We start from the raw sequence: 20,131 nt of genomic DNA, 5'->3' as shown, positions 1-20,131 counted from the left end.
TGTCGATGCGCACCGGGATCTTCCTCAACTACGCGGGCGGCTTCCTCGAGGCCGTCGATCAAATCGTCGAACTCGAGAAGGTCGGCGTCGACGTCGCGTTCGTGGCCGAGGCATACTCCTACGACGCGATCAGCCAACTGGGCTTCCTGGCGGCGAAGACGACGCGCATGGAGTTGGCCACCGGCGTCGTCCCGATCTACATCCGCACGCCGACTCTGCTCGCGATGACGGCCGCCGGGCTCGACTACGTGTCCGACGGCAGGTTCCGGCTGGGCATCGGCACCTCCGGCCCACAGGTCATGGAGGGCTTTCACGGCGTGCCCTTCGACGCACCGCTGGGCCGGACCCGCGAGGTCATCGACATCTGCAGACAGGTCTGGCGCCGCGAGCGGGTGACGTACGACGGCAAGCACTATCAGATTCCGCTGCCCGCGGATCGGGGTACCGGCCTCGGCAAGCCGCTGCAGCTGATCAATCACCCTGTCCGCGACAGTATTCCGATCAATATCGCCGCGCTCGGACCGAAGAACGTCGAACTCACCGCCGAGATCGCCAACGGCTGGCAGCCGGTGTTCTTCCTCCCGGAGAAGGCCGACGAGGTGTGGGGTGACGCCCTGCGCGCCGGGTTCGCCAAGCGTGATCCCGCGCTGGGCCCGCTGGACGTGACGGTCAGCGCGCCGTTGGCGATCGGCGACGACGTCAACGACCGGCTGGCGTGGACGAAACCGCAACTGGCGCTGTACATCGGCGGCATGGGCGCGCGCGGCAAGAACTTCTACCACAACCTGGCCACGCGTTACGGCTACGGCGACGTCGCCAACGACATCCAGGACTTGTACCTGGCGGGCAAGAAGACCGAAGCCATCGCCGCGGTTCCCGACGAGTTGGTGCGCGCCGTATCGCTGGTGGGTCCGCGCGGTTACGTCAAAGAGCGTCTCGCCGCCTTCGCGGAAGCCGGTACCACCACACTTCTGCTGCAGCCCCTGTCGGGTGACCGCGCCGAGACGCTGCGATTCGTCGAGGAATTGCGTGAGCTACTCCCGTAGCGATTAAGCCGAATGCGGCTGAGCCTGTAGACTGATCTTCAGCGGCATCGTCTGTTCTGCCTTTTGCCGTTTCTCGATCGTCACACCGAGCGCCGCGGATTGATCCGCGCCGGGCAGGACGACCACACTCTACTTTCGGAGCTTTAACCTTGTCTGTTCAAATCACTGACGGCACAACCGTGCCCACATTCGCCGACCTCGGCCTGCCCAAGGCTGTCGTCGATGTCCTTGCCGGTAACGGCATCGACTCCCCGTTCCCCATCCAGGCCGCAACGCTGCCCGATTCGTTGGCCGGCCGCGACGTATTGGGCCGCGGTCGCACCGGTTCCGGCAAGACGTATGCGTTCTTGTTGCCCATGGTGACGAGACTCACAGCGAGTCAGTCGAAGCGAGCACCGGGCCGTCCCCGTGCGCTCATTCTTGCCCCGACCCGCGAATTGGTCGCTCAGATCGACGCCGCGCTCGCGCCGTTGGCCGCCGCAACGAACTTGCGGTCCGTCGTCGTCTTCGGCGGTGTCGGACACCAGCCACAGATCGACAAGCTGCGCGCCGGCGTCGACATCGTCATCGCCTGCCCCGGTCGTCTGGAAGACCACGTGAAATCGCGCCATGCGGATCTGTCCGCCGTCGAAATCACCGTGCTCGACGAGGCCGACCATATGGCGGACCTCGGCTTCCTTCCTCCGGTGAAGCGATTGATGGACAAGACACCTCGCAATGGGCAGCGAATGCTGTTCTCCGCCACCCTGGATGGCGGCGTGGATGTCCTGGTCAAGCGGTATCTGACCGATCCCGTCGTGCACAGCGTCGACTCGGAGCAGTCGCCAGTGGCCGCAATGGAGCATCACGTGCTGCATGTCGAGAAGGCGGCCCGCATCAACGTGCTCGCCGACCTGGCCGCCTCGCCAGGACGTAAGATCGTCTTCGCCCGCACCAAGCATGGCGCCAAGAACCTTGCCCGCCAGCTGAATTCGCGCGGAGTTCCTGCAGTCGAGTTGCACGGCAACCTGTCTCAGAACGCCCGCACGCGCAACCTGGCGGCATTCTCCGATGGTTCGGCCTGGGTGCTGGTCGCGACGGATATCGCAGCGCGCGGCATCCACGTCGACGACGTCACTCTCGTGGTACACGCCGACCCGCCGGTCGAGCACAAGGCATATCTGCACCGGTCCGGCAGGACGGCGCGCGCCGGAAACGACGGCACCGTCGTGACGCTGATGCTCGATGAGCAGGTGTCCGATGTGCGGCAACTGACGCGCAGGGCCGGCGTGAAGCCGACGATCACCCGCTTCCGCGGACCGTCACATCCGGTGCTGCACGAGATCGCCCCGGGCGAGCGTTCCTTCGGTAAGCCAATCGTGCCCGCGGCCCCTTCCCGGCCCGCACCTGTCAAGCCAGAGCAGTCCCGTCGGCGCCGCTCGAACAACCGTCGCAGGCGCCCCGCCAACGCCTGAGTGCGCTCGCTCAGCCTGCCTGTGGATAACTTCCGCGGGGTGTCGCAGGGCTGAGGTATCTTCGAATGCATGTTCGAATCCGAGTTCGCGGAGGCCGACGACGCCACTGTCGTCGCCGCGATCTTGGAGGGTGCGCGGGCTGAGGCCGCCGCTGCGGCACGACGCCTGGCGGCGATCGCTGAACTGAGACACCGTCGCGTCGTCGACGATGATGATCCGCGCACGTTTTGGGCGTGCGATTGGTGGGATTGCGCGGCCGCGGAGGTCGCGGCGGCGATGAACATCAGCCCACGCAGGGCGTCGGGTCAGATGCGCATCGCCGATGCTTTACGCGATCATCTGCCCGCAGTGGCGGAATTGTTCCGCCGTGGCGAGGTCAGCGCGCGGGTGGTGGGGGCGATCACCTGGCGTACACAGTTCATCATCGATGCGGCGGTGTGGGCGCAGATCGATCAAGCCATCGCGAAGCGGGCGGTCAAGTGGGGTCCGCTGGCCGAGGACAAACTCATCTCGGCGGTCGATGCGCTGGTGTTCGAGTTCGACGCGTCGGCGCTGATCCAGGCCAAGACCGCGCAGCGGACCCGCGACTTCGTTGTCGGTGATATCGAGGACGAGAACGGTGTGACCTCGGTGTGGGGCCGGCTCAGTGCTGCTGATGCGGCGGTGTTGAAGAAGAAGATCGCCGCGATGGTGGCCACGGTGTGCGAGAACGATCCTCGCACGGCCGAAGAGCGACGCGCGGACGCGGTAGGTGCATGGAGTCACGGGAACGATCACCTGCCGTGCGCATGCGAATCACCGAACTGCCCAGCCCGACAAGCCAACCCGGCGCCGAAGTCCTCGGTGGTCGTGAACGTCTACACCGACCAAGCGACCGTCGACAACGCGCAGGGAGCCGGAGGGCAAGCAACGGTGCCAGAGTCCTCTGCGCCATCGACTCCCGTCTCGGCGGGAACGGCGTTGTTGGCGGGTACCGAGGTGATGCCCACGCCGCTGCTGGCCGAACTCTTGCGTAATGGCGCCAAATTACGGCCCCTGTGCGCACCCGAGGCCGACCCCGAGCCGGGGTATCGGCCGTCGGCGGGGTTGGCGCGCTTTGTACGGGCTCGGGATCTGACGTGCCGCTTCCCCGGATGCACTGCATCAGCGGAGTTCTGCGATATCGACCACGTGATCCCCTACCCGCTGGGAGCGACGCATCCGTCGAATCTGGCATGTTTATGCCGAAAGCATCACTTGCTCAAGACGTTCTGGACCGGCGACTGGGAATTGACACTGCAGCCCGATGGCGCCGCGGTGTGGACCTCGCCGACCGGGCACACATATACGACATATCCGGGATCACGGGCGTACTTTCCCAACTGGGACACCAACACCGGAGACCTGCCACCCCCACCACAACCGCAGACGTTCGACACCGACCGGGACGCGATGATGCCCCGACGAAAACGCACCCGTGCCCAAGACCGCGCCGCGCACATCAAGGCCGAACGCGAACAAAACTCGGATCCGCCACCGTTCTAAAGTCATTCGCCTACCTGCGGCAGTTCATCGGCCGCGATCTCGCACGGCGTACCCGCTGCTGACTCAGGCGCGGCGAGGGGTTCTATTGGAGGCGGGACGGGTGTGGGTGGTGGGACCGGCTCAGCTTCGGCGGCAAGCGGTTCGGCGGGCGGTCCTTCAACAACCTCATCTGCGGAGTCGGTTGCGGTGGGCTCCGCCTCGTCGACGTCGGGCTCCTCAGCAGCGGGCTCCTCATCGTTTTGCTCGTCTTCGTCTTCGTCTTCGTCGAGCGGATCGAAATCGTCGGGCTTGTCCAGCTCGTCGGGCTCGGGCAGATCGGACAGCGCGTCTTGCGACGTGCCCATCAATCCGCCGAGTAATTCGCCGAGTTGACCACCGAATCCAGACAATCCGCTGCCGATATCGGGCATCCCTCCACCCATCGACGGCATCGACGGCATTGACGGCATCGCGGCGGCAGGTTCGACCGGTGCCGTGGGCGCTAACGGCTCCGCGGGCGGCGCCGGAGTCGGTGCGGGCGGCGTTGCCGCGGGCGGAGTGGACCACGCCGCCGGCCCACCCGCGGGCGCGGCGGCGCCAATTGGCGGAGCCGCAATCGACCCCGCAACCGAACCGGTGCCCGCAGGCACGGTCACGACCTCGTCGCCCGAGGAAGGTGACCACGACGGGCCGAGCTGACCGGGAACATCGAATGCGACGGCCACCTCGGACGCGAGTGCAGCAGCCGCGGCATCGTAGGCGTCCGTCACGGCCGCGATCGCCGACCGCATCGCCGTCAACCATTCGGAGCGAATGTCGTTGGCAACAAACGGCCTGACCTCTTGATCAATCAATTCACTGGCGCTGGCGCGATCACCCGCGCCGGTCGTGACTGTCTGCGCTGCGGCCTGCCAATCCGGCCCCGCGCCCCGCCCCTCGGCTGCCATCGTCGCAGCGACTTTCCCGTCGACGCTGTGCCACAACCGATCCCGTAGCGACCCCAACGACTCCGCGGCGGTGCGCACTGCCGCCACCACAGCCGCCGACGCCGCACCGTGTCGACGCAGGAAATCCCCGGACGCCTGCGCACCAACGCCGTCCCACGCAACCGACATCGACCCGAGCTGCGCGGTCTGACGGGCGAGCGCTCCCTCAGCCGCAGCCGCAGCTGCCCGCAGCGCCTCACAATCGGAGTCCAGCGCCTGCAGGTCGATTCCGTCCTCACTGTCGTACCAATCGCGCACCTGCGATGCGTGCAGCGTCAGGTCCGGGTCCTGGTATCCGAGCAGATGGCAGGCCCACACGTAGTCCTGGATGATGCCCGCCGCGGGCCGTCCGTCGGCCAATCGTGAAGCAGCGTCGAACATCTCAGCCCACCATGCGGCGCGCGCGGGCATCGGCCTCGTCGTATCGATGCGCGGTGGTACGCAACGTCGCCGCGATCTCCGCCGACGCCCGCGACCACTCCCGCAATCGATCGCCCACACCTTCGACGGCAATACGCACCGCCTCACCACGCGAGACGTGCATCCGGCCCGCGGTGGCACCGCCGAACTGCAACCCGGCGAGCCGGTTGCTGACGATGACGTCGACGGCATCGGCTACCGACTGATACTCGTCGGCGATTCTCAGCAGCGCTGCGACGTCGACACGCGCAACGTCTCGTTCTCCCATGTAGAGCTAGGACGCGGAGGAGGCCTTACAGGTTCCCGCCGATTCAGCGCTGTTCGCTGACCGATTCCGCGACTCGGACGGCTAGTTGACGTGCGGTGTCCTCGTCGGCGGCCTCCACCATCACGCGGACGACCTGTTCAGTCCCGGAGGGGCGCAACAGGATTCGACCGGAATCGCCCAGCGCGCGTTCAGCCTCGGCGACCGCGGTGCGCACCGACGGTGCTTCGGCGACCGTCGCCTTGTCCGCGACCGCGACGTTGATCAGGACCTGTGGCATCGTCTGCATCGGCTCGGCAAGCGCGGCCAGGGATGAGCGGGTGTGCGCCATCCGTGCCATCAGACAAAGCCCGGTGAGGATGCCGTCACCCGTCGTGCCGAACGCCGGCATGACGATGTGACCCGATTGCTCACCACCGAGCGAATACCGGCCTGCGCGCAGTTCTTCGAGGACGTAGCGGTCGCCGACACCGGTCGTGCGCACCTCGATGGAGGCCGCGCGCATCGCGATGTGCAGACCGAGATTGCTCATGACAGTGGCGACCAACGTGTTGGAGGCGAGCTCACCCGCCTCCTGCATCGCGAGCGCCAGAATCACCATGATCGCGTCACCGTCGACAGTTTGACCATTCGAGTCCACGGCCAGGCAGCGGTCGGCATCCCCGTCGTGTGCGAGGCCGAGATCGGCGCCGTGAGCCACGACCGCGGCCCGCAACGATTCCATGTGTGTGGAGCCGCAACCGTCGTTGATGTTCAGCCCGTTGGGTTCCGCATTGATGGCGATGACGTTGGCGCCCGCGGCGCGATACGCGCGTGGTGCGGCCGCCGATGCGGCTCCATGCGCGCAGTCGACGACCACGGTGAGCCCGTCGAGGCGCGTCGTTACCGCCTTTCCGATGTGGCGCAGATAGCGGTCCAGCGCATCTTCGGCGTCGACCACGCGTCCGATGCCTGCTCCGGTGGGCCGGTGTCCAGGTCCCTGGTGGACCAGCTCCTCGATGCGATCCTCGGCCGCGTCGTCGAGCTTGTGGCCACCCGGCCCGAAGATCTTGATGCCGTTGTCCGGCATGGGGTTGTGCGACGCGCTGATCATCACGCCGAAGTCGGCGTCGTACGCCCCCGCGAGGTAAGCCACCGCCGGGGTCGGCAGCACCCCGACCCGCAGCGCGTCGACACCCTCGCTGGTGATTCCGGCGATCACCGCCGCTTCGAGCATCTCGCCGCTGGCCCTGGGATCGCGACCGACCACAGCCACGCGCCGCGCGTGGCCACCGACGCTGCCAAGCCGTCGGGCCGCCGCCGAACCAAGAGCCGTCGCCAGCTCAGCGGTCAGATCCTGGTTGGCGACGCCGCGCACCCCGTCGGTGCCGAACAGTCGACCCATGCGGACAAACTTCTCATAAGTGACGTCCAAAGAGCCAACGAACGCCGCCCAGCCGCGAGCCTCCATCGAATTGGTACCCAAACGCGACTCACCGCCCGCATCCGGGTGGACACGGGCGGTGAGGGACCTCGTTTACTTACCGGTTAGCGATTGCCGCCGGGCGTGGGATTGCCCGGAGCGGTTGCCGGACCGCCGCCGGGCGCTTGACCCGACTGGCCGGGAGTCCCGGCGTTTTGCGTCAGAAGCACGTCACCACCGGGCACGTCGCAGACAGTCTGCTGCCCGCCATCCGCATCGACCTGCGTGGCCAGCACATTCACATCGGACACGTTGATGCCGCAGATCGCGGCGGCCACCGTGGCGGCCACGCCAACGTTCACGTCCTCGAGGATCGTGACATCCCCCACGCCCACGTTGACGAGCCCGTCCTGCAGGTTCAGAGGTTGGGCATTGACGGTGCCGAGCCCTGCGGTGAAGAGCAGGGACCCGCCCGCCAAAGCGCTTACTGCTGCGGTTTTGACGAAGTTCTTCATTGATTTCTCCTTTTCAGTCGGGATGCAGCAACCGATCCCCCGACGAGCTGACTGTGCGACTCGCCCACCAGTGGCAGAAGTGGTCTGCCCCGCACCCATGGCGCGTCCTGCTTCCGCACGAAAGATTCCACGGTCAGTGCTAACTCAAACCAAAATTTAAGCCCGACAACAGAATTCAGGAGTACAATGACGGCAAGCTAATTAACTGAAGCGTAAACCGATCAACGGTGAAGCGCAGGCCATAGCGCTAACTGACTATCGGTCCAACCCTTGACGTACGTTACTGACACCCGCGAAAAATATTGCGATCCGATTCTCGATTCGCCTTTGAATACAAACTGTCTGGGTGTACGGAGTACCTATTTTCCTGGGACGGATCGGTCGATAACGTCGCCGCCAACGACGAAAGGACATTCCATGCGCAGTGATTTGTTCTCCCCGCAGAACGCCGAGGCCCAGATGCAACAACCGGGCATGAAGTTGCAGAACAGCAAGATGCTCAAGATCGGGCTCAGCGGCGAGGTGATGGTGCGTCAGGGAGCCATGGTCGCCTACCAAGGCAATATTCAGTTCCAGGGCCAGGGCGCGGGCGGCATCGGCAAGTTCGTCAAGCAACAGTTGACGGGCGAGGGGGTGCCGCTGATGAAGTGCACAGGCGCCGGCGACCTCTTCCTCGCCGACCTCGCCTCCGACATCCATCTCCTCGATCTCGAGGGCCCGCACGACGGGCTGACGATCAACGGCAAGAACGTCCTCGCGTTCGAGCCGTCGCTTTCCTACGACATCCGTCGGGTGCAGGGCGCGGGGATGCTGTCGAACGCCGGCCTGTTCAACTGCGTGTTCTCCGGCCAGGGCCGCATCGCGGTCACCACCAAGGGCACCCCGGTGGTGTTGAGCGTCGACCAGCCGACCTACGCCGATCCGCAGGCCGCCGTGTGCTGGTCCACGTCGCTACAGACCGGCTTTCACAGTGCTGAACAGTTCGGCCTCGGCACGTTCATGGGCCGCACCACCGGTGAGGGCTTCACCATGTCGTTCTCGGGTCAGGGCTTCGTCGTCGTGCAGCCATCCGAAGAGGCGCCCGGCGGGTTCGTCGGCGGCACCGGCGGAGGGCAGCAGGCAGGCAGCGCCGCCGGCAATATCCTCGGAAACTTTCTGGGCCGCTGAACGGAAAGACCGCCGGGCACGCGAATGCGTGCCCGGCGGCTCCGAGGGGTCTCGATCAGCGCTTGCTGTACTGAGGCGCCTTACGGGCCTTCTTGAGGCCGTACTTCTTGCGCTCGATGGCCCGCGGGTCGCGGGTCAGGAAGCCGGCCTTCTTCAGTGCGGGCCGATCCTCCGGCTGCACGAGGATCAGCGCGCGGGCGATCGCGAGCCGCAGCGCACCGGCCTGCCCGGACGGACCGCCACCATCGAGGTGGGCATAGATGTCGAAGGCATCCACCCGGTCGACAGTCACCAGCGGGGCCTTGATGAGCTGCTGGTGCACCTTGTTCGGGAAGTAGGCCTCCAGCGACCGGCCGTCGAGATGGAACTGGCCGGTGCCCGGCACCAAACGCACCCGGACCACAGCCTCCTTGCGGCGGCCGACGGTCTGGATCGGACGGTCGATGATGACCGGCTCGCGCGCGGGTGCCGCTTCAGCAGCGGGCGCCTCGGTCGCGGTCTCGGTCGCGGTCTCCTCGACGGGGGCCTCGGTCACTTCTTCGGTCGTGTCAGTCGTCTCGGTCACTGGGCCACCTGCTTGATCTCATACGGAATGGGCTGCTGCGCGGCGTGCGGATGATCCGGCCCGACGTACACCTTCAGCTTCTTCTGGATCTGATGGCCGAGCTTGGTGTGCGGAATCATGCCGAGGATCGCCTTTTCGACGACGCGGTCGGCGTGCTTCTGCATCTCGTCACCGAGCGCTCGCGCCCGCAGACCGCCGGGAAAACCCGAGTGGCGGTAGGCGAACTTCTTCGTGAGTTTGTCGCCGCTGATGGCGACCTTGTCTGCATTGATGACGATGACAAAATCGCCACCGTCGACATTCGGCGTGAATGTCGGCTTGTGCTTGCCACGCAGCAGATTCGCTGCTGCGACGGCGAGCCGGCCGAGCACCACGTCGGTGGCGTCGATGACGTACCACGAACGTGTGGTGTCACCCGCCTTCGGCGTGTACGTAGACACAGCGCTACCTCTCCATATATCGGGTTGATCCCGGAGTGATCCGGGGGCCGGTCATGGTGTGCGATCAGGGAATCCTCGGCGACCGACGTAGACCCGAGGCCCCGGCGTACCGCACGCCAACGGAGCAGCTTACCCGTGGACGTCCGCGCAGGTCAAAACGCCTTCGGCGACGGCGGCACACTGCCCGACCTGGGGTGAAGCGTCGCGCGGGCCCAGACCCTCGAGGGCACAACCGACGAGACATAGGGAAACACCCGATTTCTCCGTCGGCCATGCCGTCGTAGCTTCGTCTGGGTCGGTGTCGCGGCCTTTGCCGAAAACCGACCTTCCCATCAAGATCATAACGGAGTGAACATGTTTCGTACCCTCATTGCCGCTGGGTTGGTTGCCATGGCAGCCGCTCTCGGCGCCGCTTCGGTCGCGAATGCCGAGACGTATTACAGGAACTGTGCCGCGGCGCGCGACGCCGGTGTGACCCCGATCCTGCAGGGCCAGGATGGCTACGCCGAGCATCTCGACCGCGACGGTGACGGTGTCGCCTGCGAGTAACCGCAGTACAGATGAGAGTTTGCGCCACCGCAGCCGCCTCTCCTAACGGCCACGGTGGCGCAACCCTTTCACTGGCGAATCCCCCCAGGCTCCCCTCCGAGTGGGACCGCACAGAGTCGAGGGGCTATCCGCCCCAGGCGTTGGCTGCCATCCGGTCGGTGGCCGCCACTTCGTCCGAGCCGTCGCGGACCGCGTTGCCCAGCCTGACGAGGATGTCGTTCAGCGCACTCGCTGCCTGCTCCCAGCGGGCCTGCTCGATGCGGTATGCCTCGGCGGCCTGCCGTGTCCAGATTTCCTGCAGCGGCGCGATCTGAGCGCGCAGCTCGTCCAGCGCTGTGTTCAGCCGCGCCGAGGTTGTGTGGATCTCCTGCCGGACGGTGTATTCGATTTCACCGAAGTTGTACGAGAGCACGTTCTCCATGTCGGACTCCTCAAAGGTTGGTGGCGACGGCATTGATCTGGTGCGAGTGGGTGTCCGCGGCTTCACGAAGCGTCTGCTGGTTCAGGCGGATCGTTTCGGCGATCCGCTGAAGTGCGGCGTGAAGCTTCACCGACTCGGCGTTCCATCGATCCACGACGTCGTGAAAGCGAGATGCGGCCACGCCGCCCCAGACCGATGGCGGCACACCACCCATGCGGCCGATGAATGACTGCAGCATCGCCCGGATTTCCTCATTTCGCGCATCCGTCTTTCCGGCGATGGCCGCCATCAGGTCGAAGTCGGTGTTGAGTGCGCCACCTGCCGGTGTCGTCATCGATGTCCTTCCGTCGGTCCGTGTTGTTATGAAGTTCGACGCGATCGGCGCCCATTCGGTTCCGTCAGATTTGCGGTCATTCTCGAGAAACCGCGTGCGCGGAGCGAATCGCGCCTTCGCAGGCCTGCTGTACGAGGTGTTCGCGACCCGGCGCGCTCTGGCAGCCGATCGCGATGCGGGTGGCCCCATCGACCAACACGGTCCACGCCACGTGGCGCTCCGACCGAACCTCTCGATACGTCACCGCATCCCGGTCCGCGCGACGAGCCGACGGGTTGAAGTCGACGAAAGCGCCGTCGGGCGCCTCGGCGAAGGCTGCGTGCAGAGAATCCGCGGTATTCGCGAGGCTGGACGGCAGTGGAGCGACGGACTGCGTGATCTGCAGGGCGATATCCGCATCCGTCGGTGAAACCACTTGTACCCGAGCCGATCCCGGGCCGGAGGTGATGCGCTGCGCGGTCCACGCAGTGGGCACCATCACACCGACCCTGCCCTCGACGAGCAACGTCATCGGCATCCCTTCGGGCTGTGGCTCCTCGTCATACATGACGGCGAACCCGCCGCACAGCAACACCGTCGACAGCGTGCCGAACAGCACCGCCAGGGGCTTGCGATCGCGGACTCGGACGGCAGTGTCCGGCTGAGGTGACTGGTGTACAGCGGCGGCGCGCAGTACCCAACCGTCGTCCGCGACTCTGACGGGCACGCCGATCGTCCGCATGCGGCTTGCGATCAGCGAGGCGAGGGCGCCGGCGCCGGGTACCGACGACGGGGCGTCCACCAGAACGCCCGCGAGCGCAGCGACGGCCGCCGCCACCGCTTCGGCATCCGCGGCCGACTCCTGCCGCGGCACGACGGCGACGATCGTGTCCGCGACGGTCACCACCACGACATCCACGGTGATCTCGACGATCGTCGTCTCAGCCGGAATCCCTCCCCGCAGCATCGCTATTCGCTCCACCACGACGACCTCAGCCGCCACCGTGTGCGCGGCCCGTCGCACCGTGTCGATTCGCGTTGGCGACCACCATGCCGGACAGACGACGACTGCGGTGTCGACGTCTGCTCCAGTGACTGCTCGCATCACGTCTGCCCATACGTCGCATACCGGGACCGGGCGATCGTCGAGCAATGCGAGCTCGTCGTCCACGAAGTCGAGAGCAACCGAAACCCATTCCGAGCGAACATCGTTGGGTCCTCGGATCGTCGCAGGCCCAACCTCGAGGAGGACTTCGCTCATGGTGGATCTGTCCAGGCGACCTGGACCAGCTGATCCGCATCACCCCGGGTGATCAACGTCCCCCGACCAGGCGGGAGCGCCGATGGTCTCACGGTTCCGAGCAGCACACCCTCTTCCGCGCTTGCGCTCATCATCAACCCCATGCAGCCGAGCTCGCGCATCCTCGCCAGGACGGGATCGAACATCGCGCGCGCAGCACCTCCGGAGCGCCGGGCGACGACGACATGAAGCCCGAGATCTTTGGCGTGCGGCAAGAAATCGGCGAGCGGTGCCAGCGGATTTCCCGTCGCGCCCGCCACCAGGTCATAGTCATCGACGACCAGGTAGATGTCCGGCCCGGTCCACCAGGACCGCGTCCGCAACTGCTGCTGGGTGACGTCGTCGCCGGGCATGCGCGCCTCGAGTCTGCCGATGATCGCCGGCAGCCGCGACGTCAGCGAAGCCGGCGACATCGCATAACCGCTCAGATGTTCGGACTCGACCACACCCAGCAGCGTCCTGCGAAAGTCGATGATCTCGAGTTGGACCTCGTCGGCGGTGCTGCCGCGGATCAATTCCCGACACAACAGCCGCAGAGTCGCGGTCTTCCCACACGCAACTTCGCCGAGCACGAGCAGATGGGGCTGTTCGGCGAAATCGAGCTGGACGGTGCTCAATTCGCGTTCGCCGACTCCGAGCAGCACACCGCCGTCCTCGAGTTCGTCACGCTGCACCTGAGTCGGCAGCAGTTGGACCACCGGTGCCGTGCTCGGTGCCCACCGGTCTCGCAGGCGTTGGGTGTCGGCGGTGATCGCTTCGGCAAGTCCGTTAACGGTCGGTACGCCGTCCCACCGCGGCAGTGCGACCGCGAATTCGCGGCCGCTCGGCGTGATGCCGCGACCGGGTGGTCGTCCGGAGAGGTCGCGCGCACGCTTGCGATCCATCTCGGATTCGGCGGGGTCACCCAGACGTAGCTCGATGCGTGTCGCGATCTGATCCTTCAAGGCAGGCCGTAGCTCGGCCCACCGCGACGCGGTGATGACGACGTGGACGCCGAACGAAAGACCCTGGGCGGCAATTGCAGTGATCGTCCCTTCGAGATGGTCGAACTCCTGCCGCAGCGTCGCCCATCCGTCGATGATCAGAAACACGTCGCCGAACGGATCGTCGGCCTTATGACGGCGATAGGCGGCCACTGAATCGACGGCCAGTCGACGGAACAGCGACTCCCGCGTCCGCATCACCGATGTCACCACCGCGACGGTGCGGCGACACAGGTCGCCGTCCAGACGTCCGGCCATTGAGCCCACGTGCGGCAAATCGCGCAGCGACGACAAGGCTCCACCGCCGAAGTCGAGGCAGTAGAACCCGACGTCCGCGGGATCGTGGTGCTCCGCGAGCGCAAGCAACATGGTCCGTAACGCCGTCGACTTTCCGGACCGTGGTGCACCGACGATTGCGACGTTGCCTGCCGCGCCGTCCAATTCGACGACGAACGGATCGCGACGCTGTTCATACGGTTTGTCCACCACGCCGATTGGCACCGTCAACCGGCGATGACCGGGCCCGGGCAGCAAGGCGTCCAGGGTCGGCGACTGCGTCAGCGGCGGCAACCACACCTGATGCGCGGCGGCACCGCGGCCGGCCACCCGGTCCAGCATCGTGTCCAAAACGGATCGAGTCGGCGGCTGCGGCTCGATAACGGCACTCTCACTGGGAGTATCGACGGTCGCGGCCGTGAACAGTCGAGCGCGTGGTGGCGCCGTCGATATGCGTCGGGTACACGACTCGCGGCCAGGGCCCGAGACGAAGGCGGTCTGGAACCGTACGAGATCTCCCGAAGCGGACTTGAGATAGGCCGATCCAGGCGTGCTGGGCAGGTGGTAGGCGTCGGGAACTCCGAGGACCGCTCGAGACTCACCGGCTGAAAAAGTCTTCAGGCAGATCCGGTACGACAGATGTGTCTCGAGGCCGCGGAGTCTGCCTTCGTCGAGGCGCTGGCTGGCGAGCAGTAGATGCATGCCCAGTGATCGACCCAGCCGTCCGATCGCCACGAATAGTTCGGCGAAATCGGGATGCTGGCTGAGCAGTTCGGAGAATTCGTCGACCAAGATGAACAATGCGGGCAGCGGCGGCAGGTGGGCACCACGGGATCGTGCACGCTGATATTCGGCGAGACTGGCGAATCGTCCGGCAGCCCGCAGTACCTCCTGGCGCCGGTTCATCTCACCCAGGAGCGCGTCATTCATCCGGCTGACGAGGTGTGCTTCACCCGCCAGGTTGGTGATGACGGCACCGACGTGCCTGGCGCGCTCCATACCGAAGAATGTCGCACCGCCCTTGAAGTCCACGAGGATGAGGTTGAGGGCATCCGGCGGGTGAGACGCGATCATCCCCAGCGCCAGCGTGCGCAGCAGCTCAGACTTACCAGATCCCGTTGCGCCCACACATAATCCGTGCGGACCCATGCCATTTCGCGCTGCCTCGTTGATGTCGAGAAGTACGCAGGTTCCGTTGTCCGCGACCCCGATCGGAACCGGCACGATGCGTCCGTCGCCGCTTGCCCGCCAGAGCTTCTCGGGATCGATCTCTCCGATACTCATCAGATCCATCCAGTCGATCCCTCGCTTCTCGGCATCGGTTGCCGCTGCGGTGGTGAGCCGATTGCGGGCGAGACGTCGAGCGCACGCCGTCGCCTGTGCCTCCGTCAACAGATCAGGCCTCGCATGCACCTCTTCGTCACCCCGCCCGCGGACGACCAGGGCTTCCTCGGTGACGCGCAGCTGCAGCCGCTCTCCAATCGCGACGACATCCGGTGATGCTTCTGTCTGAAGTTCAAACCCTTCTGGGCGGTCCAGGATTCTCACGATGTCACGTCGGGGTGCACCAGCGCACGAGTGCCGCTGGTGCGGAAGCCATTTCAGCCAATCCCATTCATCTTTCGGATCAGCGACAATGGCGACGTCGTCCGGGCCGTGAAAGACCGCGAGCTGACATATGAGGGCTCGGAGGAATGCCCGTGCCACCTCTGCGTCACCGTCAAGGGTGATCGCCGAAAACCTGCGCAGCGCCAGCGTGATCGGCACATCGGCCACGACTGACCGGCACCCGATCAGCCGCCGTACCGCGCCGACCGCGACGGGATCCTGCTCGTCGGTGCCGTCGAGTTTCGGCTCGGCCAACGCGGTCGACAGGGGTTGCTCACCCATCCCCACCCGGATGACGCAGTAATCCGGGTCATCCGGTGTTCGCTCCCACATCCGTCCGCTACCCGTCAGGGTCCACAGCGCGCCGGGTTCAGGGTGGCGCCACCGCAGTGACTCGCGTTGCGCATCGGCAGCGCCGCCGGCCTGACGGTCGACGGAGTCGAGGTAGTCGAGGTACTTCTGCCGACCCCGGTTGATCTCGGCAGTGGTGTTGGTTCCCCTGGCGCCGTAGACCAGCGACCCGAGCACCGACGTCAACATCATCACGGGGAAGAACATGTACATCGGGTTGCGCATCGACTGCCCACTCGACGTGAAATAGACCGCCATCATTCCGACGGCCGCGACGAGCATGGCCAGCGGCAGGAGGCGGGCGAGCGGGTTCAGCGGCGTCGGCGCCGGGATCCGCGGTGGAGCTTCGAGGACGACGGCGCCATCGGGCAAGGGCGGCGGCGGCACGCGCGGCTGACGTACGAATTCCATCGAACAATGGACGTCGTAGCGGTGATTCCGGTTCCATCCCCAGCCGATCGAATTGGCGCGATCGCGTTCCCGCGGAGGCAGTTACGGTTGACGCGGCCGGGTGAAGGGGGACTTGATGCCAGATTCGCTGTGTCGGCTGACCGTGGCGTCCTGCACCGACGACGCACATCGTGCGGTCGACCTGGCGCTGCCGGCTGATGTGAGCGTCGGTGAGCTCGTCCCGCAGATCGTCGATCTCGTCCACCGCGATGGCACGCAGGAACCAGGCCTCGACTGGGTGTTGTCGAAGCTCGGCGAACCTCCGATGACCGAGTCGGAATCCCTGAACGACAACGACGTTCGCGACGGTGACCTGTTGATACTGACGACAACCGAGCCCGCGCCGGCCGAATGGTCCCCGTGCGACCCCTGCCACGCCGTGGCGGCGGACCGAACTACCGCGCCGCGGATGCTTCCCGCCATCGCGTGCGTGCTGCTCGGCGGCTGCGGTGCGGCGGCGTTGGCTTGGCCGGCAGCGGGCGTCGCGATGAGCAGCCGCATCGTCGTCGGCGCGTGCCTGGCGGTCGCCGCCGGGGTCGGGGCGGTCGTCATTCCGCGGCTACGCGGCGACCCCCTGATATGCGTCACGCTGAGTATGATCACGGTGCTCTACGCGGGGGCTACCGGATTTCTGACGGTGCGGACAAGCACGGCGGTAGCCGGCCTCCTGCTGGCATCCGCGACCATTTTCGCTGTAGCGATTCTCCTGCTGCGTGTGACGACCAGCGGCAGAACATGTTTGACGGCGATAGCCACACTGGCCGTGCTGGTGTCGGCCACCGCGGCCGCTGCCGTGTCGTGGCGTCTGCAGCTGAGCGCGGGCGGCGCGATGGTCGTCGGCCTGTCCCTCGCCACGCTGGGTTTCACGCCCAGGCTGGCGATGGCTTTCACCGGTATCACACCAGACACCGCGCCCAACGTCAGGCGTTGTCACCAAACATTGACTGGACTGGTGGCGGGATCGTCGGCGGCCGCTGCCCTCGGTGCGATAGCGGTTGTCGTCGCGGAGGTCTGTGATGCGGGCTCGGCGCTCCGCGGGACGTCCTTCATCGCGATCGTCGCATTGGTGCTGCTGCTGCGCGTGCGCACCCATGTCGATGCGACCCGCCGCGCGAGCCTCGCAGGCGCTGGAGTGCTCTGTCTCCTCGCGGGGTTCGCTGCGGCCGCGGTTGCCGCACCGGCCCACGCGCATGTGGCCAGTGTGCTTGCCGTGTCCATGGGTGCCGCCGCACTGGGCGGCATCGTCAGGCCGACGGTGAGTCCGATCGCGCTGCGCACCGTCGAGGTCATCGAGTGCGTCGCGATCGCGGCAGTCATCCCCATGGCCTGCTGGGTCGGGGGGATCTACGGCTGGGCGCGGGGAATGAATCTCATATGACGACGGTCGCACGACTTGTCGCCGCCAGCGCGCTTGCGGTCTGGCCGCTGTGGACCGCGCCGGCCTCTGCCGCGGTGACACCACCGGCCGTCGATATGTCGATACTGCCCAAGCCGGGATCTCCCGCACCTCCGCAGCTCACCGAACAGCAGGGGCAATGTGCCGGCGGCACCATTCGCGTCGAGAGCCCGGCCGACGGACCGCTGAGAGCTCTCCGCTTACCGTATGTCTGGCCACTCACGCGCGGCGCGGGCCAAACGATCGCGGTCATCGACACCGGAGTATCGCGACACCGCCTGCTCCCCCGCCTCGTCCCCGGCGGCGACTATGTGTCATCCGGTGACGGCACTGCGGACTGCGACGGCCACGGCACGATTGTCGCCGGCATCATCGGCGCCTCGCCCGACACGGACGGCGCATTCAGCGGCATCGCACCCGACGCCACGATCATCGGTATCCGTCAGTCCAGCAACAAGTTCCGGGCAGCTGATGATCCGTTCGGGCTAGGGTTCGGCGATGTCGACACCCTCGCGATGGCCGTACGCACCGCGGCCGACATGGGTGCGACGGTGATCAACCTGTCGACCGTCGCCTGCCTGGCCGCCGATGACGTCCTGGATGACCGCGCCCTCGGTGCGGCGCTGGCTTACGCGGTCGACGTCAAGAACGCAGTGGTGGTGGCCGCCGCCGGGAACGTGGGGTCGGCCGGCCAGTGCCCCGAACAGAATCCGACGACCGATCCCCTCAGACCAGGCAGCCCCGACTGGTCCAACGTGAATACGGTGGTGACACCCGGCTGGTATGACGATTACGTGCTCACGGTGGGCTCGGTGGGCCGCGACGGCAGCCCTTCTTCGTTCAGCCTCGCAGGACCGTGGGTCGACGTCGCCGCGATAGCCGAAGACGTCGTGTCATTGGACCCCGACGGCGAGGGATTGATCGACCGGCTCGCGACAAGCGGTGATGAGTCACCGATCTCTGGCACGAGTTATGCCGCACCGGTCGTGAGCGGAATCGTCGCGCTGGTGCGGTCGCGATCACCCGAACTGACTGCGCGACAGGTCATGCAACGCATCGAAGACACCGCGCACGGGCCGACGGCGGGCTGGGATCCCACCGTCGGCCACGGGACCGTCGACGCGGTGGCCGCGGTGAGCGCAGGCCCGGGTTCTGAACCGGGACGACGCTCTAACGCGTCGCAACCGACGGCGATTCCCCCGTCCGGGCCGCCCGAACCGTCCGCAGACTTCGCAATGCGTGCTGCCGCGGTCTGCGTCACCGCGTCAATCGCAATGGTGGCGATGGCGGCGTCGGCGACTCGGCTACGCCGACGGACCGACGCTGTCCCGCCCGACTGATGCAGCCTCGATGCTGAGTTCGGGGCCGCGCGGTAGTTGAGCAAGCAGAGCCCATGGAGCGGGCACCGGGTTGGTCAGCCCCAGGCGGGTGGCCGCATCCGTGTCACGTACGCCGAACAGCACTCCGGAGTCGTTGACGAAGAACAGCGCTCCTGTCGTTGCGCTGTCGCCGGACACACTTGTGGCACGCACGAATGCGCTTCGCCCCGGCGGCATCGCGAAGCGGTCGACACGTGGGCCTGCGTCGTCGCCCTGCGCCAGCTGCACGCCCGCATCGTCGTCGGACGGCAGCGAGTCACCCACCAAGACCGCTTCCGATTGCGCACAGAGCACCGGACTCTCGTCAGCGCCACCGCGGTCGGGGAAGGTGGTGACCGGAAGATCGTCGACGATCGGCGCTCGGCCGATGAGATCCTGAGCCACGCTGGCGATATCACGTCGACTCGGGTAGGTGAATCGGATGAGATCTGCCGCGGCCTCGCCGACTCGTTGAACACCGGCCGCGAGCGCGACGTAATACTCCGTGGATCCGGCGCGGGTCAGTCGCACCACGGTGCCTACCGACACCCCAGGAAGCACAGACGGTGAGTCGCCATCCCGAGCGATGGCAGGGGCGGTGATCTCCGGCGCCTCGGGTAGAACGTCGAGCAGTGCACGCGAAACCTGCCGGGGCGCAACGCCGTCGAGCCTGAGCGCGCGGACAATCGCGTGGTTCCGCAGGTCCACCCGGGCTCGGCGCCCTTCGTACAGCAGGTAGGTCGTCGCCGCGCTCTCACCTCGTGGAGTGACGAGCGCACTCTTCCCCGAATCCAGTTGTGCGGGTGGGCGACCCATCATGACGGTGGTTCGCGAGTCGGCATCTTCGCAGACCGCCCACGCCGATTCAGTGTCGTCGAGTGGTGCGCCGATCATGTCCGGGGCTCCGGGAATGCCGACCATGGGCCCTCGCTTGGCTCGGTTCAGTGCCGAGGTGCTGACGAGTTCGGGTTTGCCGGCCACCCCGGTGATCAGCCGTGCGGAGGCGATATTGAAGGTGGGGTGCATGGTGTCGCCGATGCGCACATACAGCGCGCCGGATTCGCGGGCCATGACGACCTCCGCGCCGCCGACATTCCCACTTGGCTGCAGGAACGCGAGGATCGCACACACCGCGACCGTGATCGCCGCCAGCACACACCCGGCAGCCAGTGAAAGCGACTGTGCGCGTAGCGGATCGTCGTGCATGCGAACATCGCCTCGTACCAGTGCGTGTGCCATCCGACGCGCCAGGAAGCGATATCCGCTGACCTGCAGCCTATTCGTTGATTGCCCAGCCATCCCTCCCCCGCAGTCAGCCTAATGGCCGGTGATGGGCCGCTATGTCACCGATTTTCGGGGCCGA

Annotated in this window: 17 protein-coding genes and 1 pseudogene; 7 read left to right on the top strand and 11 right to left on the bottom strand. The window is 66.2% G+C overall.

The genetic code is table 11. From position 1 onward, the window contains the following. The first annotated feature begins 5 nt into the window (after positions 1-5). The 3 genes from BST47_RS07385 (at position 6) to BST47_RS07375 (ending at position 4,024) form a co-directional block, all read left to right on the top strand. Positions 6-1,046, top strand: a complete 1,041-nt coding sequence (locus tag BST47_RS07385) for an LLM class F420-dependent oxidoreductase (RefSeq protein ID WP_083125116.1) — start codon at positions 6-8, stop codon at positions 1,044-1,046. A 179-nt stretch (positions 1,047-1,225) separates the two neighbouring features. Beyond that, a complete protein-coding gene (locus BST47_RS07380) occupies positions 1,226-2,500 on the top strand; it encodes a DEAD/DEAH box helicase (protein ID WP_083124800.1) in 1,275 nt (424 codons plus the stop codon). 69 nt (positions 2,501-2,569) lie between these two features. Further along, positions 2,570-4,024: an HNH endonuclease signature motif containing protein gene (locus tag BST47_RS07375; RefSeq protein WP_083124799.1), complete on the top strand. Its 1,455-nt coding sequence runs from the start codon at positions 2,570-2,572 to the stop codon at positions 4,022-4,024. 2 nt (positions 4,025-4,026) lie between these two features. Here BST47_RS07375 and BST47_RS07370 read toward each other — a convergent pair whose 3' ends face one another. The 4 genes from BST47_RS07370 to BST47_RS07355 form a co-directional block, all read right to left on the bottom strand. Beyond that, positions 4,027-5,370, bottom strand: a complete 1,344-nt coding sequence (locus BST47_RS07370; protein ID WP_083125115.1) for a hypothetical protein — start codon at positions 5,368-5,370, stop codon at positions 4,027-4,029. 1 nt (position 5,371) lies between these two features. Then, the gene (locus tag BST47_RS07365; RefSeq protein WP_083124797.1) at positions 5,372-5,677 is read right to left on the bottom strand and encodes a DUF7162 family protein; all 306 of its coding nucleotides are present in this window, start codon (positions 5,675-5,677) and stop codon (positions 5,372-5,374) included. 43 nt (positions 5,678-5,720) lie between these two features. Further along, a complete protein-coding gene (gene glmM, locus BST47_RS07360; protein WP_083124795.1) occupies positions 5,721-7,058 on the bottom strand; it encodes a phosphoglucosamine mutase in 1,338 nt (445 codons plus the stop codon). 143 nt (positions 7,059-7,201) lie between these two features. Next, on the bottom strand, positions 7,202-7,591 hold the full coding sequence (locus BST47_RS07355) for a hypothetical protein (RefSeq protein WP_083124793.1): 390 nt from the start codon (positions 7,589-7,591) through the stop codon (positions 7,202-7,204). 417 nt (positions 7,592-8,008) lie between these two features. Here BST47_RS07355 and BST47_RS07350 point away from each other — a divergent pair, with 417 nt between their 5' ends. Further along, the gene (locus BST47_RS07350) at positions 8,009-8,758 is read left to right on the top strand and encodes an AIM24 family protein (protein ID WP_083124791.1); all 750 of its coding nucleotides are present in this window, start codon (positions 8,009-8,011) and stop codon (positions 8,756-8,758) included. Positions 8,759-8,813: 55 nt separating this feature from the next. Here BST47_RS07350 and rpsI read toward each other — a convergent pair whose 3' ends face one another. Together rpsI and rplM are read right to left on the bottom strand one after the other, a co-directional pair. Further along, the gene (rpsI, locus tag BST47_RS07345; RefSeq protein ID WP_083125114.1) at positions 8,814-9,293 is read right to left on the bottom strand and encodes a 30S ribosomal protein S9; all 480 of its coding nucleotides are present in this window, start codon (positions 9,291-9,293) and stop codon (positions 8,814-8,816) included. Positions 9,294-9,319: 26 nt separating this feature from the next. Beyond that, complete coding sequence (rplM, locus tag BST47_RS07340; protein ID WP_083124789.1) at positions 9,320-9,763, bottom strand: 50S ribosomal protein L13; 444 nt, start codon at positions 9,761-9,763, stop codon at positions 9,320-9,322. 438 nt (positions 9,764-10,201) lie between these two features. Here rplM and BST47_RS31505 point away from each other — a divergent pair. Next, positions 10,202-10,312 (top strand): annotated as a pseudogene (locus BST47_RS31505) (excalibur calcium-binding domain-containing protein); the annotation flags it as partial. Positions 10,313-10,436: 124 nt separating this feature from the next. Here the strand turns inward: BST47_RS31505 and BST47_RS07330 are convergent. The 4 genes from BST47_RS07330 to eccCa form a co-directional block, all read right to left on the bottom strand. Then, positions 10,437-10,733 (bottom strand): WXG100 family type VII secretion target, encoded by a 297-nt coding sequence (locus BST47_RS07330; RefSeq protein WP_083124787.1) that lies wholly within the window; start codon positions 10,731-10,733, stop codon positions 10,437-10,439. A gap of 10 nt (positions 10,734-10,743) precedes the next feature. After that, on the bottom strand, positions 10,744-11,067 hold the full coding sequence (locus tag BST47_RS07325) for a WXG100 family type VII secretion target (RefSeq protein ID WP_083124785.1): 324 nt from the start codon (positions 11,065-11,067) through the stop codon (positions 10,744-10,746). 76 nt (positions 11,068-11,143) lie between these two features. Next, positions 11,144-12,307 (bottom strand): type VII secretion-associated protein, encoded by a 1,164-nt coding sequence (locus BST47_RS07320; RefSeq protein WP_083124783.1) that lies wholly within the window; start codon positions 12,305-12,307, stop codon positions 11,144-11,146. After that, the gene (gene eccCa, locus BST47_RS07315; RefSeq protein ID WP_083124781.1) at positions 12,304-15,975 is read right to left on the bottom strand and encodes a type VII secretion protein EccCa; all 3,672 of its coding nucleotides are present in this window, start codon (positions 15,973-15,975) and stop codon (positions 12,304-12,306) included. Before eccCa ends, BST47_RS07320 begins: the two co-directional genes overlap by 4 nt. 115 nt (positions 15,976-16,090) lie before the next feature. On the opposite strand from eccCa, the gene eccD reads away from it, so the two are divergent. Both eccD and mycP read left to right on the top strand, forming a co-directional pair. Beyond that, positions 16,091-17,392, top strand: coding sequence for a type VII secretion integral membrane protein EccD (gene eccD, locus BST47_RS07310; RefSeq protein ID WP_083124779.1), 1,302 nt, complete (start codon positions 16,091-16,093; stop codon positions 17,390-17,392). Further along, positions 17,389-18,750 (top strand): type VII secretion-associated serine protease mycosin, encoded by a 1,362-nt coding sequence (mycP, locus tag BST47_RS07305; RefSeq protein WP_083124777.1) that lies wholly within the window; start codon positions 17,389-17,391, stop codon positions 18,748-18,750. The genes eccD and mycP overlap by 4 nt, the downstream gene beginning before the upstream one ends. Here the strand turns inward: mycP and eccB are convergent. Then, the gene (eccB, locus tag BST47_RS07300; RefSeq protein WP_083124775.1) at positions 18,715-20,067 is read right to left on the bottom strand and encodes a type VII secretion protein EccB; all 1,353 of its coding nucleotides are present in this window, start codon (positions 20,065-20,067) and stop codon (positions 18,715-18,717) included. The two genes, mycP and eccB, sit on opposite strands and share 36 nt — an antisense overlap. Between the last annotated feature and the right edge of the window lie 64 nt (positions 20,068-20,131).

It is taken from the genome of Mycolicibacterium tusciae (genome assembly GCF_002086795.1).
Lineage (GTDB): Bacteria > Actinomycetota > Actinomycetes > Mycobacteriales > Mycobacteriaceae > Mycobacterium > Mycobacterium tusciae.
This window is presented reverse-complemented; position numbering and strand designations above follow the sequence as displayed.